The following is a 24,193-nucleotide window of genomic DNA, read 5'->3' as shown; positions in this document are numbered from 1 at the left end:
ATAGGTGCCCCGCCCGCGTTTTCAAGCCGTTGACGCAACCTTCCCATTCGCCTTCCTAGACTCGGTTCATCCAAGGAGTTGCCCATGTCCATCCAGCCCGGCGAACGCATCCCCGAAGTGGTCCTCAAGCGCATCCGCGAGGGGGTCGAGACGGTGGATACCCGCACCCTGTTCGACGGCCACCGCGTGCTGCTGTTCGCGGTGCCCGGGGCGTTCACCCCGACCTGCTCGGAGAAGCACCTGCCCGGCTACGTCGAGCACTTCGACGAGTTCCGCAAGCGCGGCATCGACGTGTACTGCATGGCGGTCAACGACCCGTTCGTGATGCAGGCCTGGGGCAAGAGCCAACTGGTGCCCGACGGGCTGCAGATGCTGTCCGACGGCAACGGCGAACTGGCGCGCGCGATGGGCCTGGAGATGGACGCCAGCAGCTACGGCATGGGCGTGCGTGCGCGCCGCTTCGCGCTGTACGCCGAGGACGGCGTGGTGCGCGCGCTGTTCGTCGAGGCGCCGGGCGAATTCAAGGTGTCCGCCGCCGACTACGTGCTGCAGCATCTTCCCGACTGAGACATTCCCTCCCCTGCACAGGAACCCGGCCAGCCATGTCCCACAAGCCAGCCAACGACGCCAAGCCGCTGCACCGCACCGCCGGCCTCACCGATACCGCCACGCTGCGCGCCAACGCGCGCCAGAGCATCGAAGACGGCGCGATCACCCAGAGCTACAGCGCCGACCGCGAAGCGGTGATCAAGCTGCTCAACGACGCCCTCGCCACCGAGTACGTGTGCGTGCTGCGCTACTACCGCCACTACTTCACCGCCAAGGGCATGCTCGCCGACGCGGTCAAGGCCGAGTTCCTGGAGCACGCGCAGCAGGAACAGGCGCACGCGCACAAGATCGCCGAACGCATCGTGCAGCTCGGCGGCGAGCCGGACCTCAACCCGGACACGCTTACCGCGCGCTCGCACGCCGAGTACAAGGAAGGCGAAGACCTGCGCGACATGGTCAAGGAAAACCTGATCGCCGAGCGCATCGCCATCGACAGCTACCGCGAGATGATCAACTTCGTCGGCGACCAGGACACCACCACCAAGCGCATCCTGGAAGAGATCCTGGCCCAGGAAGAGGAACACGCCGACGAGTTCGCCGATCTGCTGGAAGGCTGGATCGGCAAGTAGCTCCCCGCTCGTACGCGATGCAATCCATGCCCGGCACCCGCCGGGCACCGCTTTTTTGTAGGAGCGGTTTCAACCGCGACAGGATCCATGGGCAAGGCTGTCGCGGCTGAAGCCTCTCCTACAGCGAAGATGCGTCTTCGGACGCTTTCTCCATCGCAGGATGCCGCGACAGGACATCGGGCCGTTCGCGGTTCGCAGGCCCCGCCTTTTCGCACGCAACCGGTGCGTCCCTGTGGGAGCGACTTCAGTCGCGACGCGCGAAGCGGCAGGCTTGCGGCGGACTTCGGACCGCCAGGGCTGAAGCCCTCCGCAGCAGCTCCGGCCTGCTGCCGATGCCCTCTGCAGGCGCGACTCCAGCCGCGGCGCGCGCAGCGGCAGGCTTGCTGGCTTCCGGCGGATCCTGTCGGGGCTGAAGCCCCTCCTACAGGTACCGGTGCGTGCTGCGGAAACAGGCGCGCACCCTTCCGGTCACAAACGAAGGCCAGGCCTGCCGACCTCCCCGTTCAAGCCAGATCTACGCGACGCCGTTGCGAATCCCGAATCCCGAATCGCTCCCGAGTCCCGAGCAAGAATCCCGCAGCCGAGTCCCTGGTCCCTGGTCCCTGGTCCCTGGTCCCGAGTCCCGAGTCCCGAGTCCCGAGTCCCCAGCCCCTCACGGCAACACCCGAAACCGCGACTGCGTCCACGCGCCATCGGCGGCGAGCGCGGTGAGGGTGTGCTCGCCGGCTTCGTCGAAGTCGCGCTGGAAGGTGCGCGCGCCCTGGGTCTGCGCGATCCAGCGCCCGTCCAGCAGCCAGTCCACCGCGGCGGTGGTGCCCAGCGCACGCACCTGCAGGCGCACGCCGCGCGCGCTGCCGGGCGCGCGCGCCAGCGTGGCGCGGTCGTTGAGGCCTTCGATGCGCAGCACGCCCGCGCCGCCGCGGCCGTCGGCGCGGCAGTCCGGCGACAGCGCCGGCAGCTGCGCCGCCTGGCGCTCGCCGGCGCGCAGCCATGGGGTCAGCAGCGCCGGCCAGCGCGCGATCTCCACGTCCCTGGCCACGTGCGGCCTGGCGCAGTCCGGCGACAGGCGCAGGCCGCTGTGCGCGTCGACCTGGATGCGCTCGCGGCCGGCGCCCCACAGCCGCGCGTCGCGCTCGGCGAAGGTCGGCGGCACCGCGCCTTCCAGCGCGTAGGCGGAAAAGCGCCGCTGGCACAGGGCGGGCGGGGTCTGCGCGGCGGCGATGCCCAGCGGCCAGCACACGTCCACCTGTTGTACGCTGGCCGGCAGCGGCCGCGCGGCGTTGTCGCCACGCGCGCGCGGCAGGCTGTCGATGGTCTCGAACATCAACGGCAGCGCGGTCACCGCGCCGTACTGGCCGGGCAGCGGGGTGCCGTCCGGACGCCCGACCCACACCCCGACGGTGTAGCGGCGGGTGCCACCGATCGCCCAGGCGTCGCGGTAGCCGTAGCTGGTGCCGGTCTTCCAGGCCACCCGCGGGCGCGCGCCGACGTCGAAGGTGCCCACGCCGTAGCCGGGGCGCGGATTGGCTTCCAGCACTTCGCGCACGATCCACGCCGCCCCGGGCGACATCAGCCGGCGCTCGATGAGCGTGTCGCCGGGCGTGTAGCGCACGTGCCCGGCGATGCCGTCGCGGTTGAGCGCGGCGAACGCGCCGACCAGCTCCTCCAGCTGCGCGCCGGTGCCGCCCAGGATCAGCGCCAGGTTCGGCGTGCTGCCGTGCGGGAACTTCAGCCCGATGCCGGCGTTGCTCAGGCGCGCGGCGAACCGCGCCGGGCCGACCCGGTCGAGCAGGTCCACCGCCGGCACGTTCAGCGACAGCCGCAGCGCGCTGGCCGCGCCGACCGGGCCGTTGAACGCCTCGTCGAAGTTGCCCGGCCGGTAGTCGCCGAAACTCTGCGGCGCATCGACCAGCAGGCTCTCCGAATGGATCAGGCCATCGTCCAGGGCCATGCCGTACAGGAACGGCTTGAGCGTGGAGCCGGGCGAGCGCCAGGCCTGCACCATGTCCACGTCGCCCAGCCGCTTGCGGTCGCCGAAGGCCACCGAGCCGATGTAGGCGCGCGCCTCCAGCGTGCGGTTGTCGACCACCAGCAGCGCGGCCGAGGTGCGCTCGGGCAGCTGCGAGAAATACGCGCCGACCCGCTCTTCCAGGGTGCGCTGCAGGTCGGCGTCGATGGTGGAGACGATGCGCGCGTGGCGCGGCTGCTGGCGGCGCAGGCGCTCGGCCAGCAGCGCGGCGTGCAGCGGGGTCTGCAGCGAGCGCGCCACCACCGGCTCGATGCGCGCATCGTCCACCTGCGCGCGCGACCACACCCCGAGTTCGACCATGCGCTCGAGCACCTTGTCGCGCGCGGCGCGCGCGGCCTCGGGATGGCGGTCCGGGCGCAGCCGGCTCGGCGACTGCGGCAGCACCGCGAGCAGCGCGGCCTCGGCGTGCGACAGCTTGGCCGCCGGCTTGCCCAGGTACGCCCAGCTCGCCGCCTCCACCCCTTCGATGGTGCCGCCGTACGGCGCGCGCTCCAGGTACAGGGTGAGGATCTGGCGCTTGCTCAGGTGCGCTTCCAGTTGCAGCGCGCGCAGCAGCTGCCTGAGCTTGCCCCACGGCGTGCGCGTGCGCCGGCTGTCCGCCGAGCGGTCCAGGATGCGCGCGACCTGCATGCTCAGCGTGGAGCCGCCGGAGACGATGCGCCGCGAGAACAGCCACTGCTTGCCGGCGCGCGCCAGCGCCCACGGGTTGACCCCGGGGTGGTGCCAGAACCAGCGGTCCTCGTAGTTCAGCAGCGCCTGCAGGTACAGCGGCGAGACCTGCTCCGGGCGCGCCGGGTAGCGCCACACGCCCTGCACGTCGGCGAACGCGCGCAGCGGCGTGCCGTCGGCCGACACCACCAGCGTGCTGGTGTCGCGCGAGCGCGGCAGCGGCAGCGGGAACGCCAGGTCCAGGACCAGCAGCGTGGACAGCAGCGCCACCGCGCCCCAGCGCAGCACGCCCCAACGCGGCCGCGGCAACAGGCGCGTCCAGCGCCAGGTGCGCCGCGGCTTCGGCGCGGCGGCGGGTACGTCCTGTGACATGCGGGCTCCCGGTGGAAGCGGCTATTTTGCCCGTTGCGGCGGCGCCGGCGCATCCGCGCGGTGCAATTGCACCGCCTGCGCCAGGAACGCCGCGCACAGCGCCTGCGGCGCGTCGTGCTCCACCACCAGGTGATCGATCGCCGCGACCGCGGCCACCAGGTGCGGCGCATGCGCGCCGAGCTTGTCCAGGGTGACCACCACCGCGGTCTCGCCGCTGGCCTCGACCATCGCGCGCTTGAACAGCGCTTCCTCGCCATCCATGCCCCACAACCCGCGTTCGGCATCGATCGCGCAGGCGCCGGGAAAGCACAGGTCGGCGCGGACCTGGCGCAGCTGCTGCAGCGCCTGCGCGCCTACCGCCGCGCCGATGCGCGGATCGACGCGGCCGCCGATCAGCAGGATCTCGAACCCCTCGCGCGGCATCAGCAGTTGGGCGATGTCCGGTGCGTTGGTGACCACGGTCAGCTGCTGCCGCGACGGCAGCGCGGCGGCGATGGCGCTGTTGGTGGAGCCGGCGTCGATCAGCAGCACCTGGCCGGGCCGCACCAGCGCCGCGGCGGCCTGCGCCAGCGCGCGCTTGCGTTCGGCATGCTCCTCGCGCCGCTGCGGCAGCGGCACGAAACCGGGCGTGGGCGGCAACGCGCCGCCATAGACGCGGCGGCACAGGCCCTGCGCGGCGAGCTCGCGCAGGTCGCGGCGGATCGAGTCCTCCGACACCGCGAACGCGGCGGCCAGCTCCGTGGCCACGACCCGGCCGTGCTCGCGCAGGCGTTGCAGGATGGCCTGCTGGCGTTCCTGCGGCAGCGTGTCGGCGGCGGCGTTCATGCGCCCTGCCCGTCGACACCGGCGCCGCGCAGCGGCAGCCCCAGCGCGCGCAGCTCGGCGCGCAGCGTGGCCGCGTCGCGGAACTGCAGCGCGTGCAGGCCCAGCGCGGCGGCCGCGTGCACGTTGCGCGGCGCGTCGTCGATGAACACCGCGCGCGCCGGGTCGATCGCGTAGCGCGACAGCAGCAGCGCGAAGATCGCCGCGTCCGGCTTCACCAGCCGCTCCTGCCCGGAGACCAGGATGCCGGCGAAGCGCTGCAGGAACGCATAGCGCTGCAGCGCGATCGGGAAGGTCTCCTGCGACCAGTTGGTCAGCGCGTACAGGCGCACGCCCTGCGCGTGCAACTCCTCCAGGATCTGCACGCTGGCCTCGATCGGGCCGCCGAGCGTCTCCTCCCAGCGGTGGTGGTAGGCGGCGATCAGCTCGGCGCGCGCCGGGTGCAGCGCGCTCAGCTCGGCGACCGCCTCGCGCCACGGCCGCCCGGCATCCTGGCGTTCGTTCCACTGCGGCGAGCACACCTCGGCGAGGAAGCGCTCCATCTCGTCGTGGTCGTCGAACAGCTGCCGGTACAGGTGGCGCGGGTTCCAGTCGATCAGCACGCCGCCGAGGTCGAAGATCACCGTGTCCGGTGCGTGCGCGGAAGGGGATGGCATGGCGGGGGTTCTCCTTGGGTCCGGTCAGTGCCGCAACAGGCGCGAGCCCATCGCCACCAGCAGCAACAGCCCGGCCACCGCCAGCAGCGCGGTCGGCAGGCTGCTGGCATGGGCGAGGAAGCCGATCAGCGCCGGGCCGGCGAGCAGGCCGGTGTAGCCGAGCGTGGTCAGCGCCGCGATCGCCACCGCCGGCGAGGTGCCGGGCAGGCGCCCGGCGGCGCCGAACAGGATCGGCACCAGGTTGGACACGCCCAGGCCGACCAGCGCGTAGCCGATCAGGCCGCTGGCCAGGCCGGGCAGCTGCGTAGCCAGCAGCAGGCCGCAGGCGGCCAGCGAGGCGCCGGCCGCCAGCATCGCCGGCTGGCCGATGCGCGCGACCACGCGGTCGCCGCCGAAACGGCCGGCCGCCATCGCCACCGAGAACAGCGCATAGCCGACGCCGGCGTAGCGCGTGTCCACGCCGTGGAAATCGCGCAGCAGCACCGCGCTCCAGTCGAGCATCGCGCCTTCGGCGAGCAGGCAGATGAAGCACAGCGCGGCGAGCACCAGCACCACCCCGCGCGGCAGGCGCAGCGGGGTGCGCTGCTGGTGGTCGCCGGCCGCGACCGCCAGCAGGCCGGAGCGCTGCCACAGCAGCAGCACCAGCAACAGCGCCGACACCGCGAGGGTGGCCGCAAACAGCGGCGTGCCGATGGCCAGCAGCGCGCTCATCGCGGCCGCGCCGGTCAGCCCGCCGACGCTGAACACGCCGTGGAAACTGGACATCACCGGACGCCCGACGCGCTTCTCGGCCTCCACGCCATGCGCGTTCATCGCCACGTCCAGCGCGCCGAGCGCGGCACCGAAGTACAGCAGCGCGGCGACCACGGCCGGCAGGCTCGGCGCCAGCGCCACCAGCGGCAGGCCCAGGCACAACGCCAGCCCGGAGACGACCATCACCGCGCGGCTGCCGAAGCGGTGGCTGAGCACGCCGGACAACGGCATCGCCACGATCGAGCCGCCGCCGAAGGCGAGCAGCACCAGGCCCAGGGTGGCCTCGTCCAGCGCGAAACGCGCCTTCACGTACGGCACCATCGGCGCCCACGCGGCCATCGCGATGCCGGACAGCAAGAATACCCAGCGGGTGGCATGGATCGCCGGGCGGGCGGCGACATCGGAAAAGGAGCGGGATTGGCCGTCCATGGGGATCTGCGGTTGGTGTGACATGCGCTGACTTTAGGGCAACATGCACAATCATGCAACAACATGCATAAACTTGCAGACAGCGATCAGCGTCCATTCGCCACGCCTGCCGCTGCGAACCCGCGCTATGCCGACGGGCGCGCCCGCACGTCCCCGCCTTCGCCGGCTTGGCGCCTGCTCCCCATACCCCAGCGCAGCAGCAGCATCGCCAACAGGATCGCGCCCAGCCGCAGCGCGATGCCGATCCCGCCGCTGGCGGCCGAATCGGACACGGCGAACACCATCCACGCCGCGTTGAGCGAGGCATGCAATACCCAGCCGCTCCAGATCGAGTAGCCGTCCTGCGCATCGACGATGGCGAAGGCCAATGCACCGACGAAGGTGATGGCGAAGATCAGCAGCGCTTCGCCGCCCCCGCCGCCGGCGCCCAGCCAGTGCACGCCAGCGAACACCAGCGCCTGCAGCAAGGCCGGCACCCCTGCGCGCCAGTGCAGCGAACGGCACGCGAACACGAAACCGAAGCCGCGGAATATGAGTTCCTCGGCGAACGGGAACAGCAACGCCAGCAGCAGGAACCCGCGCAGGTCGTCGATGCCCACCGAGTGCGCCTGCGTCCACAAGCCCAGCCAGCACGGCACCGTGGCCAGCAGGGTCAGCATCGGGCCGCGCGCGCCGCGCCAGCGCAGCCCCAGTTGCGCGACGCCGGCCGCCATCGTGCCCGGATGCAGGCAGGCCGCAGCCACCAGCACCAGCGCGATGCCGAGCAGGTTGTCGAGGATCGCGCCGCCGTAGGCGAACGGGAAGCGGGGGATCGGCATGCCGACGGCCGCGGCGATGTCGCGGACCTGCAGTGCGATCGACAGCACCGCCAGCCAGGCGATGCCACGGCCGAGGGTGCGCGGGACGGGAGAAGAAGGCATGGACATCCTCCGCAAATGCCAATGGTCGGAGCGTGGCCGCGATGGTGCGGCGGCGGGTATTCCGCGGCGCCTCGGAACGCGCCCGCACGATGCGGGCGCGGTCCAGCGGGCCTTACGGCTGCACCACCGTGATCGTGGCCGGCGTGCTGCGGCCGACGCCGCGCAGGTCGGGACGGTACATGTCCTCCACCAGCGGCGGCGGCACGGTGTAGGTGCCCGGGGTCACCGCGCGCACCAGGTAGAACACCTGCGCCTTGTCGCCCGAGGACAGGCTCAGCGCGGCCACGTAGCGGTCGTCGCGGAATTCCTCGTGCTTGACTTCGGCCGCCTCGGAACGGTCGCTGATCTCGATGCCGTCCACCACCACGTCGGCCCACTGCTCGGCATCGCCCAGGTTGAAGTTCTCGATCTCCAGGCCGGCCGGCAGCAGGTCGGTCAGCAGCGCGTCGGGCATGGCCACGCCGGAGGTGATGCTCACCCGCACGATCAGCGCCTCGCCTTCCTTCAGCGGCCGCGGCGTCCACGGCTTGCCGTCGGTGCCGTACCACTGCCGCTCCACCTTCAGCGTGCTCTCGTCCACCTCCGGCGCGTTGCGCGGGATGCCGGCCACGTCCAGGCTGGCGTACATCGGCGCTTCGCCCTGCGGCACGAAGCTGACCCCGCGCGCCAGCTCGGCGTCGCCGAACTGGCGGCCGAACGCCTTGGCCGCGGCGATCGCCTCGCTGCTGTCGCCGATGCTCAGCTGCCCGGACACCAGCTTGGTCTGGTTGGCCACCAGCGCCTTGCCCATGCGCGCCAGCGCCACCTGCTCCTGCGTGCTCAGCCACAGCCAGCCGCTGCGGCGGCGCACGTCCAGCTCGCGGCCGAGCGCGACGGCGCGGCCGTCGTATTCCGGCTTGGCCAGCCCGCGCTCGTGCAGCAGCGCGATCATCAGCGCGTCGTCGCGGACCGCGCTGCCGTAGTCGCCGAAGTAGCGCGGACGGTCGGCGCTGTCCTTGCCGAAGCCGGCCTTGATCGCCGCTTCGCCGCGCTTCTTGTCGCCCTGCAGCGACAGCGCCACGCCCAGGTGCACCAGCGACAGGCCGGTCAGCGCCTTGCCGCGTTCGTTGTCGTACAGCGCGCGCAGCGTGCCCAGCGGCGCGCGGTTGACCCGCGCCAGCACGTAGCCGGAATAGGCCTGGTTGGCGAACTTCAGGTTCTCGCGGTTGTCCTGGCCGTAGAAGTTGTTGCCGCCGGACAGCAGGTCCTCGCTGAGACGGTTCAGGGCCTTCTGCAGCACGTTGTCGGGCACCGCGAAACCGGCGTCCTTGGCGTCGAGCAGGAACTCGGCGATGTACGGGGTCAGGCCCGGATTGACGTAGCCGTCGTCGCCCCACATCGAGAAGTGGCCGCTGGAGATCTGCATCGAGGCCAACCGCCCGAACGCGCCTTCCATGCGCTCGCGGCGCAGCGCCGCGCTCAAGCCCTTGGCGCCGAGCAACTTGGCGGTGGCGTCGTCGAGCAGCAGCGCGGCGTAGCCCTTGCTGGTGGTCTGCTCGGCGCAGCCGTACGGGTAGTTCAGCGCGCCGTCCAGCGCGCTGGCGAACGGGATCGGCGGCAACGCGCTGACCAGCATGCGCGCGTTGACCGAGCCGGTCATCAGCCCGTCGGCGTCGGCTGCGCCCAGGGTCACCGGCGCCAGCGGATCGAGCACGCGGGTCTGCGAACGCAGCACCGACGGCCACGCTGCGCGCACAGGCAGGTCGTAGCGGCGGTCCACCTGGAAGCCGTTGCCGTTCACCCGCACCCGCACCTTGGCCACGGTATAGCCTTCCTGCGCGACCAGCGGGAAGCTCAGCGTGGTCTTGGCGTCCTTGCCCAGCTTGGCGCTGCGCGCGTTTTCGGCGATCGCCAGCGGGCCTTCGCCGTCCACCTGCACCTTGAACTCGCCGGCCTGGCCGGTGAAGTTCTGCACGTCCAGGGTGACCGTGCTGCGGTCGCCCGGCGCCATCACCCGCGGCATGCTGGCCTCGGCCACGATCGGCGCGCGCACCAGCGTCTCCACGTCGCGGTTGCCGTAGCGCTCGTCCGAGTACACCAGCGCCGACACCCGCAGCGTGCCGTTGAAGTCCGGCACCGGCAGCTGCACCCGCGCGTTGCCCTTGGCATCGAGCTTCACCGAGCCGGAAAACAGGTCAACGGTCTGCACCCGCGCGGTCGGGCGCTTGGCCTGCGGCAGCGCCGCCAGGGCCATGTCGCCGCCGAAGCGCAGCTTGCCGGTGGTGCCGTCGAAGCTCTCGATCACCCGGCCGTAGATGTCGTAGGCGTCCACGCCCAGGCGCCGCTGCGCGAAGAACTGCGCGTTGGCGTCGGGCACCGGGAAGCGGGTGATGTTGAGGATGCCCACGTCCACCGCCGAGATGGTCACGTGCGCCTGCTTGCCGGCCAGCTCCGGCACGCTGACCGTCACCGGCAGCGGCTGCTCCGGGCGCATCTGCTTCGGTGCGACCAGGCCCACCGCCACGCGCCGCCCCTTGCGCTCCATCGGCACGTGGGCCACGCCCACCGCGCGCGCCGGGGTGATCTTGCTCGGCGCCGAGCCGCCGCGGAACACCAGCGCGGTCACGTACACGTCGTGGCGTTCCCACTCCTTGCTCACCGGGATCTCGAAGCTGCTGCCCGGCTTCACGTCGATGTCCTGCACGTAGAGCATCTTGTCGCTTTCGACCATCAGCACGCCGCGGCCGGCATGCGGCGGGGTCAGCGTCACCTTCATCGTGTCGCCGGCCTTGTAGCCGGTCTTGTCCAGCGCCAGCTTGACCTTGTCCGGGCGCGCGTCCAGGCCGCGGTTGTCGTCGTTCCAGCTCCAGCCGGCGCGGAACGGATAGCGCGCGGTCAGGCCGGTGGACGGGTCGAACACGTCCACGCGGTATTCGCCCCACTCCACCGGGAAGTCGAACTTGGCCGCCGTGGCGCCGGCATCCACGGTGAGCGTCTGCTTGTTCTCGAAGCGGCGGGTGAAGTCGTAGTCCCAGCGGTTGTCGTTGAACGCCCAGTGGTAGTCGCGCAGTTCGCGCACCAGGGTCACCTTCAGGCCCTTGGCCGGCTGCGGCTTGCCCTGCGCGTCGACGCGGGTGAGCTCGAAGCGCGCGCTGGCGTTGGCGTCGGCACCGTCGGTGTCGTCGAACAGCGGGCGCACGCCGACCAGCGCCGGCGCCGGCCACAGCACGCGCTTGAGCGTGCGGGTGACGGTGCGCCCGCCGGTCTCGTAGACGCTGCCGGAGACCATCGCGGCGATCGGGGTGACCGGCTTGGCCTCGTCCGGCAACGCCAGGTCCTCGGCGATCTTGCCGTCGGCGCCGAACTCGGTGTCGACCACGTCCTTGGCTTCGCCCGGCAGCTGCAGCGTCGGGTCGCCGAAGAAGTAGCCCGGCAGCGACTCGACCGGATGCTGCTCCACCATCACCGCCAGCTTGGCGGTGAAGCGGTTGCCGTCGGCCGGCGCGCCGTACAGGTAGGCGGCGGTGGCCTGCAGCTTGAGCGGCTCGCCCGGCTTGAGCGTCTTCTGCGCGCTGTCCAGGTCCAGCTTCATGCGCTCGGGCAGGAATTCCTCGATGCGCAGGGTCATGCCCTGCACCGCTTCCTGGCTGGCCGGATCGGTGCGGAATTCCACCTGCCAGCGGCCGGTCGGCGCGTCGACCGGGATGGCCTGCTCGAAGCTGAAATAGCCCTGCTCGCCCGGCAGCAGCCGGGTCTCGCGGAAGATCTTGCCGTCGGGCTGCTTCAGCCGCAGGAACACCGGCTGGGTACCGGCCGGCTGCGCGCCCTTGCCGCTGGCGGCGACCGGCTTGCCGTCGTTGTCGCGCAGCAGCGCCGACACGCGCACGGTCTCGCCGGGGCGGTACAGGTCGCGGCCGGACCAGGCGAACACGTCGAACCACGCGTTCTCGCGCCCGGACACGGCGAACTCGCTCAGGTCCAGCGCCGGCTGGTTGAACGGCAGCATCGACACGTCGTTGCCGGTGCGCGCCACCAGCACCTGGCCGGCGTCGAGCGTGTAGTTCAGCAACGCGTTGCCGTTGCCGTCGGTCTCGCCCTTCAGGAACAGCTCGCCCTTGGCGTCGAGGATGCGCAGCTCCACCTTCTTCAGCGCCTCGCCGCTCTGCAGCGAGGCGGTGTGCACGAACAGCTTGTCCTTGTAGGCGCGCGCGTGCAGGCCGATGTCGCTGACGGTGAAGAACGCGGTGTCGTACTCGCCCTCGAAGCGCCCCGGGCGCTTCATCACTGCGAAGTACAGGCCCGGCTCCTGCAGTTCCTTGATGTCTTGGATCGGCAGGTAGGTCAGCGCGCGCTCGTTCTGCTCGCCGCCGAGCACGAAACGGTTGACGTAGACCGACTCGGCCAGCTGCGCGATCGGGGTGTGGTCGCTGTAGTCGCTGTCCAGTTCCCAGCTGCCGCGGCGGCCGCCGCGCTGGTACTGGGCGAAGAACGCCGGCAGCGAACCTTCCTTGACCCGCATGAACTCCACGTCCACTTCCGGCACGTTGACCGACACCACCGGCAGGCCCCGGCTCTCCCGCGCCGGCAGCACGCTGCCCTGCGAGGCGAAGCCGACCGCCGGCTCCAGTTCGCCGGTATAGACCTTCTGCTTCAGCGGCTTGCCGAGGCGGTTGCCGTCGGCGGCGAGCAGGTCGGCCGAGATCAGCACGGTGTAGGCCTTGGCCGCCTCGACGAACGGATAGCGCAGGGTCTTGCCGTCGTCGGACAGCGACCAGGCGCTCTCGTCGGTGCCGACCTTCTCCTCGAAGCGCAGCAGCTTGTCGAAGTCCTGGGTGCCGACCAGCGGGCGCGAGAACTCCAGCGCCAGGGTCAGGCCGTCGCTCTGCTGGTCCGGGTAGGCGCGGACCAGGCCGAAGCCCTTGATCGCTTCCTTCTGCCCCTTGACCGGCTCGCCGCTGGCGTCGGGAAGTTGCCCGGATTCGTTGCGCTTGCAGCCGCCCAGGGCCAGCGCCAGGCCCAGCAGGAAGGTCCCCAACAACCCTGCGCGCAGGAAGCTTCGCTGCGGCTTCGAATCCGTATGCATGTGTTCGCTCCGTGAAAGTGGCGCGAGTATAGAACGCCGGCGCGGCGGCCGGAGGGTCGGCGTGGAGATTGCGAACGCGGCGCCTGCCGGCACCCGCCAGGGGTGCGGAGGCGGCGTGGAAGGACCATGACTGCGGGGTGCATTGGCGTCGGCGCCATCCGCTCGCCTCGCCTTGGCCTACCTGCATCGCATCGGCACCGGCATCGCCTGTATCGCCGCGGGAGCAGTGTCGGAAGCGGCCAGCGCAGCGACAGGCTCGCTCAATCTGGATGCAGTCGGGACTGAAGTCCCTCCCACAAAGTACCCGCCGGCAGCGCCGGGAAGTCTCCCTGTGGGAGCGACTTCAGTCGCGACGAACGGAGCCTGGACCGCCACCGTTCCGGCGATAGGTCGCGGCTGAAGCCGCTCCCACAGTGCACCCGGTGGGTTGGCCGCAAGCCCCTGTAGGAGCGGCTTCAGCCGCGACGAACGGAACCTGGACCCCGGCGGTTTCGGTAATCGGTCGGGGCTGAAGTCCTACAGTGCACCCGGCTGGTTGGCCGCAAGTCCCTGTGGGAGCGACTTCAAGTCGCGACGAACGGAGCTGGACTGCACCGTTCCGGCGATAGGTCGCGGCTGAAGCCGCTCCTACAGTGCGCCCGGTGGGTTGGCCGCAGCCCCTGTAGGAGCGGCTTCAGCCGCGACGAACGGAGTGGCGCGCTCGCCGAGACGCCTCAGCGCAACAGGCGCTGCATGTACAGCGCAGTCAGCCGCGGCCGGTCCAGCGCCAGGCAGACCTGTGCGTTGGCGGCGGCTGGCGTCGCATGGCCGCCATCCACCGAGTCGCCCCCGGCTGCAGCGCCATCCGTCATGCCCGCGCCGGGCGGCACCTCGCGCGTGTAGCCTCGGTCGTCGACGACGATGCGCAGCGGCACGGTCGGGCACAGGCCCGGATCGAGCAGCCACGCCACCGGCACCACGTCGAACAGCGTCGGCGACGCGCTGGCCCACGGCTGGTCGGTGTCGCGCCACTGGTAGTACAGCTGCGCCAGCGCGTCGGTCAGCGCATCGCCATGGGCGAACAGCGCCACCCGCTCCGGCTCCTGCAGGGTCACCTGGGTGGCGTCCAGCGGCAGCATCACGATCGGCACGCCGGCGGCGAACACGCGCTGCGCGGCGCCGATGTCGGCGACGATGTTGTATTCGGGCGACGGCGGATTCGCCGGCCGGTAGGCGGACTTGCCGTAGCCGGCGCGCACCGAGCCGCCCATCAGCACCACCCGCTTGAGCTGGGCGAAACCCTCCCGGTCGCGTTCGAGCGCGCGCGCCGCGTCGGTCAACGGACCTAGCACCAGCAGCGTGACCTGCCCGGGATGGCGCCGCGCCTGCGCCAGGATGAAGTCGGCGGCGTCGGGCGCGTGCCGCGGCAATGCGCCCTTCGCGGCCCAGCGCGCTTGGCTGAAGGGAATGCCGCTGGCGGTACGCTGCCCGATCGCCAGCGCGACATCGTCGCGCCCGGCCTGGTGCAGCAGGCGCTGCAGCAACTGCGCACGCAGCCCGGTGTCGCCCCATGCCGAGGCGATGCCGAGCACCTGCAGTTCCGGGCTACGCAGCAGCAGCGCCAGCGCGAACGCATCGTCGATGTCGTCGCCGACGTCGGTGGAGACCACCACCGGCTGCGGCGCCGGCGCGGCGGCGATCAGCGGCAGCGGCAACAGGGCCAGGACCAGCGACAGGACGGCGCAACGGATTCGGCAACGGGTCATGGACAGGCGCATCGGCAAGGGCTGCATCAGCATAGCGGCTCGGCTGGCGGCGCCGCGGCCGCGGCGACAGGCACCGCGCGGACGCGGGCCGCCGGCCCCCTGGCCGGCGGTCGCGCTATCGGTCTCGGCTATGCGCCGCTCAGAACGTGGCGCGGAACTGCACGCCGAAGATGCGCGGTTCGTTGATGAAGCCGGTGAGGTTGTCGAAGTCGATCGCACCGGTCGCGCGGACCTGGTCGGTGCAGTTGCGGCAGAACACCGACGCTTCGTACGCGCCCGCGGCCCAGGTGTAGCCGAGCTTGGCGCCGCCCTCGAACAGCGGCTGGCCGACGAACTCGCGCGACTGGTACAGGAACAGGTTCACCTCGCTGCGGTACGACCAGTCGGTGTAGAAGAACACCTCGCCGTCGTCGCCCACCGGGATGCCGTAGCGCAGCGTGGCGTTGCCGATCCACTTGGCCGCCTGCGGCAGCGGGTTGCCGTACAGCAGCGCGAAGCCGTCGGCGTTGACCGGGTCGGTCACCGTGCACACCCACGCCGAGCAGGTCCCGCTGGCCAGGTTGCGGTCCTTGATCTCGGTATGGTTGTAGCTGCCGTTGAGGGTGAAGCGCAGGTTCTCGGTGAGCAGCGCCTCGAAATCGAACTCGGCGCCATAGGCCTGGCTCTTCTTGGCGTTGATCAGCTGCACGGCGTTGGAGGTGCCGCCGACCGCGGTCAGCTGCTGGTTCTCGATGTCCATGTTGTAGATGTCGAAGCTGATCCGCGCGCGCTTGTCGAACAGGTCGGCCTTCACGCCCACCTCGTAGGACTTGACGGTCTCCGGGTCGGCCACGGTCACCGGCACGCCCGAGGACGGCGGGCCGAAGCTGGCGCCGCGGAAGCCGGTGGAGAAGCGCGCGTAGAGATTGACGTCGTCGCTGAGCGCGAAGATGGCGCTGGCGTCGCCGGTCACCTTCGAGCCGCTGGTCTCCCCGCCGATCGGCGCGTCGGTGCTGCGGTCCCAGTCCAGGATGTCGAAGGTCTTCTTGTCGTGCGTGTAGCGCAGGCCGGCGCGCAGGTCGAGCTGCTCGGTGGCCTGGTAGTTCAGCGAGCCGAACACCGCCCAGGAGGTGTTCTTCTGCCGGGTCAGGTCGTAGCCGGTGAGCCCGCCGCCGCCGATGGTGTCGTAGTCGTAGGCCTCGCCTTCGACGTCGTCGTGGAAGTAGTACAGGCCGGCCTGCCAGTTGAGCGGGCCGGCGTACTGCGACTCGGCGCGCAGCTCCTGGGTGAACTGGTCCAGGCCCTTGATGCCGCCGGCGGTCTCCACCGAGAACGGGATGAAGCCGGGGCCCGAGGGCTGGCTCGGGTCGACGAACGCGCCGGGGCCGAAGCCGCCGTCGATGTCGCCGCGGCTGTAGTACTTGGAGATGCCCTCGTAGCCGCTGATCGAGTGCAGCGCGATGTCGCCCAGGTTCCAGCTCAGGTTGGCGCTGCCGCCGTAGGTGGTCAGCTGCTGGGTGTTGTGGCCGTCGATGTAGGACGTGTCCGGGTCGAAGCCGTCGGCCAGCTGGTTGCTGCCGGACTGGAAGATGTTGGCGCGGAACAGGCGCGCGGTGCCGTTGAGCTTGCGCACGTGGCCGTTGAACAGCGCCTCGAAGTCCTCGCTGGGCTTGAACCGCAGCTGCAGGCGGGCCGCGTTGTCGTCGTAGCCTTCCAGCTTCTGCCCGGTGATCTGGCTGGTCACCCAGTCGTCGCGGTGCTGCTGCAGGAGCGACAGGCGCGCGGCCCAGGCGTCGTTGATCGGCAGGTTCACCGCGCCTTCCAGCGAGGTGGTGGCATGCGTGCCGTAGGACACGTTGACGTAGCCCTCGGTGCTGCCGATCACCGGCTTGACCGAGTTGAACTTGACCACGCCGGCCGGGGTGTTGCGGCCGAACAGCGTGCCCTGCGGGCCGCGCAGCACTTCCACCCCGTCCAGGTCGAACATCGGGAAGCCCTTCAGGAAGGCGTTCTCCAGCACCACGTCGTCGTACACCAGCGACACCGGCTGCGAGGCGTAGGTGGTGAAGTCGGTATTGCCGTAGCCGCGGATGTAGAAGCGCGGGAACACGCGGCCGTTGGAGGATTCGACGTTCAGGCTGGGCGCCTTGCCGGCCAGCACGCGCACGTCCGAGCCGCTGGTGGCGATCGCGTCGAGGAACTCCGGGCGCAGCACGCTGGCCGACACCGGCACGTCCTTGGAATCTTCCGAGCGCCGCTCGGCGGTGACCTTGACCGCGTCCAGGCGGGAGACCCCCTCGGTACCGTCCGCCTGCTGGGCCGCGGCGGAGAAGGACAACGAGGAAACGATGGCTACGGCAAGTGCGCTGGTGCGCAGCGACCAACTGGCGGACATGGGAACTCCGGATGGGAGGGGCAGGAGCGGGCGTGGCGGCGTTGCCGCGTCGCAACATAATTAACACAAAATACACGCGGTTTGCATGATCCGGTCATATGCCGCCGGACCGCGAAACATGCCGGATCCCCTCCTGCCGGGCGGATCGGCTGCCCTGTCGCCTTGCGCACGAAGTGCCCTGCCCGGCCCGATCGGCGGAGCGCAGGCCGCCAGCGAATACATGAGGCTGGCAGGCGCGCCACACCGGTGCCCGCCGGACCGCGGCAGACCGTGTCTCCCGCGCGCGCCGCGTCAGCAGACGTCGCCCGGCACCCGGACCCAGCCTTCCATCAGCACCCGCGCGCTGCGGCTCATGATCGCCTTGGCCACCGTCCACTGCCCGTCCACCTGCCGCGCCTCGGCGCCGACCCGCAACGTGCCCGACGGGTGGCCGAAACGCACCGCCTGGCGCACGCCGCCGCCGGCGGCGCGGTTGACCAGCGTGCCCGGGATCGCCGCGGCGGTGCCGATCGCGACCGCGGCGGTGCCCATCATCGCGTGGTGCAGCTTGCCCATCGACATCGCCCGCACCAGCAGGTCGATGTCGGCGGCGGCGACCGGCTTGCCGCTGGAGGCGACGTAGTCGGCCGGCGGCGCGACGAAGGCGACCTTGGGCGTGTGCTGGCGGGTGGCCGCCTCTTCCAGCGTGGCGATCAGTCCCATGCGCAGCGCGCCATGCGCGCGGATCGTCTCGAACATCGCCAGCGCGTGCGCATCGCCGTTGATGCGCTCCTGCAGTTCGGTGCCGGCATAGCCGATGGCGGCGGCGTCGATGAAGATGGTCGGGATGCCGGCGTTGATCAGCGTGGCCTGCAGCGTGCCCACGCCGGGCACGTCCAGTTCGTCGACGATGCGCCCGGTGGGGAACATCGCGCCGCCGGCCCCCTCCTCGTCGGCGGCCGGGTCGAGGAATTCCAGCTGCACCTCGGCCGCCGGGAAGGTGACCCCGTCCAGTTCGAAATCGCCGGTTTCCTGCACCTGCCCGGCCGCGATCGGCACGTGCGCGACGATGCTCTTGCCGATGTTGGCCTGCCAGATCCGCACGCTGGCCACGCCGTCGCGCGGCACGCGCGCCGCATCGACCAGCCCGTTGGCGATCGCGAACGGGCCCACCGCCGCGGACAGGTTGCCGCAGTTGCCGCTCCAGTCCACGAATGGGCGGTCGATCGACACCTGGCCGAACAGGTAGTCCACGTCGTGGCCGGGACGCTCGCTCGGCGCCACGATCACCGCCTTGCTGGTGCTGGACGTCGCCCCGCCCATGCCGTCGATCTGCTTGGCGTAGGGGTCGGGGCTGCCGATCACCCGCAGCAGCAGCGAATCGCGCGCCGCGCCCGGCACCTGCGCGGCGGCCGGCAGGTCCTGCCGCCGGAAGAACACGCCCTTGGAGGTGCCGCCGCGCATGTAGGTGGCGGGAATGCGGAGCTGGGGAACATAGGACATGGGGGTTTCCGGTCGGCGTAGGGCTCAGGGGTTGTCGGGAATCTCGGGCTCGACCAGATGCGCCAGCAACGCCAGCGACTCCTGCCAGCCGAGGTAGCAGAACTCGGTCGGGATCTGCGCGGGGATGCCCTCCTGGACGATGTCCAGTTCGGTGCCGCAGGCCACCGCGCGCAGCCTGACCGTCACCCGCATCTCGCCGGGCAGGCCCGGGTTGTCGAACGTGTCGGTGTGGCGGATCAGCTCGCCCGGCACCAGTTCCAGGTAGGTGCCGCCGAAGGACTGGCTGGCGCCGGTGCCCAGGTTGGTGAAGGACATCCGGAAGCTGCCGCCCACGCGCGCGTCCAGCGAATGCACGGTGGCGGTGAAGCCGTGCGGCGGCAGCCATTTGGCCAGCGCCGCCGGCTCCAGGAACGCGCGGTAGATGCGCTCGGCCGGTGCGCGCAGGACGCGGTGCAGGCGGACGGTGCCGGTAGTGCCGTTGCTCATGGTGGGTTCCTCATCGGTGGATGGCGCAGGCAGGATTGCATGCGCTCGTGACACCGACGAACGGGGCGGGCCGGTTTCGACACTGCCAGGACATCCTGCGTGAAGCGCTGCAGCATGCTGCGGGGTTCATGCAGACTGGCTGCCGCGAAAGGCCCGATCCCTAGCCCGCTTGCGCGTCATGTCGAAGAAATCCGGTTCCAGCGCCGTGGCCGGGCCGGAATCGGCTCCCTCCAGCAGCGCGCCACGGAGTTCTTCCGCGTCGCGCTGCCCGTGGATCAACTCGCACACGGACTCGCCGCTTGAACCGCAGGCGTGTTCGGCCACCTGCTGGTCCACGAACGGCTTGCGTTCATCGGACGAGGAGATGTTCTTGGTCGCCATACACACCCCCAACGGAAGATTGCCGAATTCTGCATCGCCAGCCCGCAGGCGCAAGCCGTGGGCGGTTCCTTTCGAGAATGCCGCCGGATCAGGCGGCGGACGCCTCCAGGAAATCCTGCGCGAAGCGCTGCAGCACGCCGCCGGCCTCGTAGATCGCCAGTTCCTCGGCGGTGTCCAGGCGGCAGGTCACCGGCACGTCGAGGCGCACGCCGTCCTTGCGGGTCACGACCAGGGTCAACACAGCGCGCGGCGTGCGCGCGCCGAGCACGTCGAAGCTCTCGCTGCCGTCGATGCCCAGGGTCTTGCGCGTGGTGCCGGGCAGGAATTCCAGCGGCAGCACGCCCATGCCGACCAGGTTGGTGCGGTGGATGCGCTCGAAGCCCTCAGCGACGATCGCCTCCACCCCGGCCAGGCGCACGCCCTTGGCCGCCCAGTCGCGCGAGGAACCCTGCCCGTAGTCGGCGCCGGCGACGATGATCAATGGCTGCTTTCGCGCCATGTAGGCCTCGATCGCCTCCCACATGCGCACCACCTGCCCTTCCGGCTCCAGCCGGGTCAGCGAACCGCGCCGGACCTGGCCATCGACCACCGCCATCTCGTTGAGCAGTTGCGGATTGGCGAAGGTGGCGCGCTGCGCGGTGAGATGGTCGCCGCGGTGGGTGGCGTAGGAATTGAAGTCCTCCTCCGGCACACCCATGCGGGTCAGGTATTCGCCGGCGGCGCTGTCGGCCAGGATCGCGTTGGACGGCGACAGGTGGTCGGTGGTGATGTTGTCGCCGAGCACCGCCAGCGCGCGCATGCCGCGCAGCGTGCGCTCGCCGGCCAGCGCGCCTTCCCAATACGGCGGACGGCGGATGTAGGTGCTTTGCGGGCGCCACGCGTACAGCGGTTCGACCCGGGCTGCGGCCAGCGCGCTGCGCGCGAACATCGGCGCGTAGACCTGGCGGAACTGCTCCGGCTTTACGCTGGCGGCGACGATCGCGTCGATCTCCTCGTCGCTGGGCCACAGGTCCTTCAGCGTCACCGGCTGGCCGTCCTTGTCCACGCCGAGCACGTCCTTCTCGATGTCGAAACGGATCGTGCCGGCGATGGCGTAGGCCACCACCAGCGGCGGCGAGGCCAGGAACGCCTGCTTGGCGTAGGGATGGATGCGCCCGTCGAAATTGCGGTTGCCCGACAGCACCGCGGTGGCGTACAGGTCGCGCTCGATCACCTCGCGCTGGATCGCCGGGTCCAGCGCGCCGCTCATGCCGTTGCAGGTGGTGCAGGCGAAGCCGACGATGCCGAAACCCAGCTGCTCCAGCTCCGGCAGCAGCCTGGATTCCTCCAGGTACAGCTGCACCGCCTTGGAGCCGGGCGCCAGCGAGGTCTTGACCCACGGCTTGCGGGTCAGCCCGCGCGCGTTGGCGTTGCGCGCCAGCAGGCCGGCGGCGATCACGTTGCGCGGATTGCTGGTGTTGGTGCAGCTGGTGATCGCGGCGATGATCACCGCGCCGTCGGGCATCAGGCCCTGCGCCTGTTCGGCCTTGCCGGCCTGCAGCTTGGCCTCGTCGGCGATGCCGCGCGCGGCCAGGTCGGAAGTGGCCACGCGCTTGTGCGGATTGGACGGGCCGGCCATGTTGCGCACCACGGCCGACAGGTCGAAGCGCAGCACGCGCTCGTACTGCGCGCCGGCCAGTTCGTCGGCCCACAGCCCGGCGGTCCTGGCGTAGGTCTCCACCAGCCTGACCTGCGCGTCCTCGCGCCCGGTCAGCTTCAGGTAGTCGGTGGTCTGCCGGTCGATGTAGAACATCGCCGCGGTGGCGCCGAACTCCGGGGTCATGTTGGAGATCGTGGCGCGGTCGCCCAGGGTCAGCGCGGACGCGCCTTCGCCGTAGAACTCCAGGTAGGCGCCGACCACCTTCTGCGCGCGCAGGAACTCGGTCAGCGCCAGCACCACGTCGGTGGCGGTGATGCCCGGCTGCGGCCGGCCGCTCAGCTCCACGCCGACGATGTCCGGCAGCCGCATCCACGAGGCGCGCCCCAGCATCACGCTCTCCGCCTCCAGCCCACCGACGCCGATGGCGACCACGCCCAGCGCGTCCACGTGCGGCGTATGGCTGTCGGTGCCCACGCAGGTGTCCGGGAACGCCACGCCATCGAGCACCTGCACCACCGGCGACATCTTCTCCAGATTGATCTGGTGCATGATGCCGTTGCCGGGCGGGATCACGTCGACGTTCTTGAACGCGCGCTTGGTCCAGTCGATGAAGTGGAAGCGGTCCTCGTTGCGGCGGTCCTCCACCGCGCGGTTCTTGGCGAACGCGGCCTTGTCGAAGCCGCCGTGTTCCACCGCCAGCGAGTGGTCGACGATCAGCTGGGTGGGCACCACCGGATTGACCTGCGCCGGGTCGCCGCCGCGCTCGGCGATCGCGTCGCGCAACCCGGCCAGGTCCACCAGCGCGGTCTGGCCGAGGATGTCGTGGCACACCACGCGCGCGGGGAACCACGGGAAATCCAGGTCGCGGCGGCGCTCTATCAGCTGCGTCAGCGACGCCTCCAGCGTGGCCGGATCGCAGCGGCGCACCAGGTTCTCGGCGAACACCCGCGAGGTGTACGGCAGCGTGGCATAGGCGCCCGCGCGGATCGCATCGACCGCGGCGCGCGCGTCGAAATAATCCAGCGAGGTCCCCGGCAGGGGTTTGCGGTAGTGGCTGTTCATGGCTGGCTACAGTAGAGATAAAGCGAAGACGGACCCTTCTCCCATCGGGAGAAGGTGCCCCGAAGGGGCGGATGAGGGTACGGGCGAAGCCTCGTGCAAATGAGATCCCATATGAGGCGGATGAGGGTACGAGCGAAGCCTAGTGCGAATGAGAGCCCAATGGGCGGATGAGGGTACGGGCGAAGCCTCGTGCGAATGAGCCCACATGGGGCGGATGAGGGTACGAGCGAAGCTCATGCGATCGAAACAACACGAGGCTTCGCCCGTACCCTCACCCCCAACCCCTCTCCCGGCGGGAGAGGGGAGCAATCAGCTGCGCTGGTCCAGCGGCACGAACGGCTGGTCTTCCGGTCCGGTGTAGTTCGCGCTGGGGCGGATGATCTTGCCGTCGATGCGCTGCTCGATGATGTGCGCGCTCCAGCCGGCGGTGCGCGCGATCACGAACAGCGGGGTGAACATCGCCGTCGGCACGCCCATCATGTGGTAGCTGACCGCGCTGAACCAGTCCAGGTTCGGGAACATCTTCTTGATGTCCCACATCACCGCCTCCAGGCGCTCGGCGATGTCGTACATCTTGCGGCTGCGCTGCGCCTCGGACAGCTCCAGCGCCACTTCCTTGATCACCTGGTTGCGCGGGTCGGACACCGTGTACACCGGGTGGCCGAAGCCGATGATCACTTCCTTGCGCTCCACCCGCGCGCGGATGTCGGCTTCCGCCTCGTCCGGGGTGTCGTAGCGCTTCTGCACCTCGAACGCCACTTCGTTGGCGCCGCCGTGCTTGGGCCCGCGCAGCGCGCCGATGCCGCCGGCGATGGCGCTGTACATGTCGCTGCCGGTGCCGGCGATCACCCGGCAGGCGAAGGTGGAGGCGTTGAATTCGTGCTCGGCATACAGGATCAGGCTGGTGTGCATCGCCTCGACCCATTCGTCCTGCGGCTTGCTCCCGTGCAGCAGGTGCAGGAAATGGCCGCCGATCGAATCGTCGTCGGTCTGCACCTCGATGCGCTTGCCGTTGTGGCTGTAGTGGTACCAGTACAGCAGCATCGAGCCCAGCGAGGCCATCAGCTTGTCGGCGATGTCGCGCGCGCCGGGATGGTTGTGGTCGTCCTTCTCCGGCTGCACGCAGCCGAGCACCGACACGCCGGTGCGCATCACGTCCATCGGGTGCGCCGACGGCGGCAGCTGTTCCAGCGCCGCCTTCACCGCCGCCGGCACCCCGCGCAGCGAACGCAGCTTGGCCTTGTAGCCGCGCAGTTCGGCGTTGTTGGGCAGCTTGCCGTGCACCAGCAGGTAGGCGATCTCCTCGAACTGGCTGCTGCGCGCCAGGTCCAGGATGTCGTAGCCGCGGTAATGCAGGTCGTTGCCGCTGCGGCCCACCGTGCACAGCGCGGTGTTGCCGGCGGCGGTGCCGGACAGGGCCACCGATTTCTTCGGCTTGAAGGCCGGCGCGGCCTGGCTGGCGGTGGTGTCGTTCATGCGTTGTCTCCCGGGTATCGCGGTCGTGTGATCGATGAGGGTCAGTGCGCGGGCGCGGCCGGCGGCGGCCCGGCGCGCTCGAGCAGTTGCTGCAGCAGGGCGATCTGGCGGTTCTGCAGTTCGACCAGCGTCGCCCAGTCCTGCTCGCGCAGCTGGTTGAGCTTCTCGTGCACCTGCAGGATCTCCAGCTCGGACTTGATGTTCACTTCGTAATCGTTCTGCGCGCGCAGGCGGTCCACGGCGGCCTGGCGGTTCTGGCTCATCATGATCACCGGCGCCTGGATCGCGGCCAGGCACGACAGGCACAGGTTGAGCAGGATGTAGGGGTACGGATCGAAGCCGTGCGCCAGCACCAGGCTGTTGAGCGCGATCCACAGCAGCAGCACCAGGCCGAAGCCGATGATGAAGGTCCAGCTGCCGCCGACCTCGGCCACCCGGTCGGCGATGCGCTCGCCCAGCGAGCGGTCGTGATCGGCCTGCTTGACGATGTCGCGCGCCACATGGCGCTTGGCGATGAAGCGCTCGACCACCGCGCGCTCGGCGTCGGGCAGCTTTTCCAGTTCGCTCTGCAGCAGTTGGCGCGCGGTCTGGCGGCGGTCGATGCGGCCGCTGCGGGGCGACGATGAAGCGGTGGCGTGGGTGTTCATTCGGTTATGCG

16 protein-coding genes are annotated in these 24,193 nt (G+C 70.4%); 2 read left to right on the top strand and 14 right to left on the bottom strand.

What is annotated here, in order from left to right; genetic code table 11:
* Nucleotides 1-84 precede the first annotated feature (84 nt).
* Entirely contained in the window at nucleotides 85-567 is a 483-nt protein-coding gene (locus tag JR065_RS03215) for a peroxiredoxin (protein ID WP_206232046.1), read from the top strand.
* A gap of 35 nt (nucleotides 568-602) precedes the next feature.
* Nucleotides 603-1,178, top strand: coding sequence for a ferritin-like domain-containing protein (locus JR065_RS03210; RefSeq protein WP_206232044.1), 576 nt, complete (start codon nucleotides 603-605; stop codon nucleotides 1,176-1,178).
* A 652-nt stretch (nucleotides 1,179-1,830) separates the two neighbouring features.
* On the opposite strand, the gene pbpC is transcribed toward JR065_RS03210, so the two are convergent.
* The 14 genes from pbpC to JR065_RS03140 form a co-directional block, all read right to left on the bottom strand.
* Entirely contained in the window at nucleotides 1,831-4,248 is a 2,418-nt protein-coding gene (gene pbpC, locus JR065_RS03205; RefSeq protein ID WP_206232043.1) for a penicillin-binding protein 1C, read from the bottom strand.
* 21 nt (nucleotides 4,249-4,269) lie between these two features.
* Nucleotides 4,270-5,073 carry a DeoR/GlpR family DNA-binding transcription regulator gene (locus JR065_RS03200; protein ID WP_206232041.1) on the bottom strand — a complete coding sequence of 268 codons (804 nt, stop codon included), beginning with the start codon at nucleotides 5,071-5,073 and terminating at the stop codon, nucleotides 4,270-4,272.
* The gene (locus JR065_RS03195) at nucleotides 5,070-5,726 is read right to left on the bottom strand and encodes an HAD family hydrolase (RefSeq protein ID WP_206232039.1); all 657 of its coding nucleotides are present in this window, start codon (nucleotides 5,724-5,726) and stop codon (nucleotides 5,070-5,072) included. The genes JR065_RS03200 and JR065_RS03195 overlap by 4 nt, the downstream gene beginning before the upstream one ends.
* A 24-nt stretch (nucleotides 5,727-5,750) precedes the next feature.
* A complete protein-coding gene (locus JR065_RS03190; RefSeq protein WP_206232037.1) occupies nucleotides 5,751-6,908 on the bottom strand; it encodes an MFS transporter in 1,158 nt (385 codons plus the stop codon).
* Between the two features lie 125 nt (nucleotides 6,909-7,033).
* Nucleotides 7,034-7,828 carry a CPBP family glutamic-type intramembrane protease gene (locus JR065_RS03185; protein ID WP_206232035.1) on the bottom strand — a complete coding sequence of 265 codons (795 nt, stop codon included), beginning with the start codon at nucleotides 7,826-7,828 and terminating at the stop codon, nucleotides 7,034-7,036.
* Between the two features lie 112 nt (nucleotides 7,829-7,940).
* Complete coding sequence (locus JR065_RS03180) at nucleotides 7,941-12,890, bottom strand: alpha-2-macroglobulin family protein (protein WP_206232033.1); 4,950 nt, start codon at nucleotides 12,888-12,890, stop codon at nucleotides 7,941-7,943.
* Nucleotides 12,891-13,603: 713 nt separating this feature from the next.
* The gene (locus JR065_RS03175) at nucleotides 13,604-14,635 is read right to left on the bottom strand and encodes a nucleoside hydrolase (protein ID WP_206232031.1); all 1,032 of its coding nucleotides are present in this window, start codon (nucleotides 14,633-14,635) and stop codon (nucleotides 13,604-13,606) included.
* Nucleotides 14,636-14,774: 139 nt separating this feature from the next.
* Nucleotides 14,775-17,009, bottom strand: coding sequence for a TonB-dependent receptor (locus JR065_RS03170; RefSeq protein ID WP_206232029.1), 2,235 nt, complete (start codon nucleotides 17,007-17,009; stop codon nucleotides 14,775-14,777).
* Nucleotides 17,010-17,300: 291 nt separating this feature from the next.
* On the bottom strand, nucleotides 17,301-18,491 hold the full coding sequence (prpF, locus tag JR065_RS03165) for a 2-methylaconitate cis-trans isomerase PrpF (RefSeq protein ID WP_206232027.1): 1,191 nt from the start codon (nucleotides 18,489-18,491) through the stop codon (nucleotides 17,301-17,303).
* Nucleotides 18,492-18,515: 24 nt separating this feature from the next.
* A complete protein-coding gene (locus JR065_RS03160; protein ID WP_206232026.1) occupies nucleotides 18,516-18,977 on the bottom strand; it encodes an SRPBCC family protein in 462 nt (153 codons plus the stop codon).
* A gap of 126 nt (nucleotides 18,978-19,103) precedes the next feature.
* On the bottom strand, nucleotides 19,104-19,358 hold the full coding sequence (locus JR065_RS03155) for a ribbon-helix-helix domain-containing protein (protein WP_206232017.1): 255 nt from the start codon (nucleotides 19,356-19,358) through the stop codon (nucleotides 19,104-19,106).
* Nucleotides 19,359-19,446: 88 nt separating this feature from the next.
* A complete protein-coding gene (acnD, locus tag JR065_RS03150) occupies nucleotides 19,447-22,059 on the bottom strand; it encodes a Fe/S-dependent 2-methylisocitrate dehydratase AcnD (RefSeq protein WP_206232015.1) in 2,613 nt (870 codons plus the stop codon).
* Nucleotides 22,060-22,368: 309 nt separating this feature from the next.
* Nucleotides 22,369-23,535: a bifunctional 2-methylcitrate synthase/citrate synthase gene (gene prpC / locus JR065_RS03145; RefSeq protein WP_206232013.1), complete on the bottom strand. Its 1,167-nt coding sequence runs from the start codon at nucleotides 23,533-23,535 to the stop codon at nucleotides 22,369-22,371.
* A gap of 41 nt (nucleotides 23,536-23,576) precedes the next feature.
* A complete protein-coding gene (locus JR065_RS03140; protein WP_206232011.1) occupies nucleotides 23,577-24,182 on the bottom strand; it encodes a DUF1003 domain-containing protein in 606 nt (201 codons plus the stop codon).
* Between the last annotated feature and the right edge of the window lie 11 nt (nucleotides 24,183-24,193).

The sequence above is a fragment of the Xanthomonas sp. genome (assembly GCF_017163755.1).
Lineage (GTDB): Bacteria > Pseudomonadota > Gammaproteobacteria > Xanthomonadales > Xanthomonadaceae > Xanthomonas_A.
The sequence above is the reverse complement of the archived record's forward strand: the minus strand, read 5'-3'. Positions and strand labels throughout refer to the sequence as shown.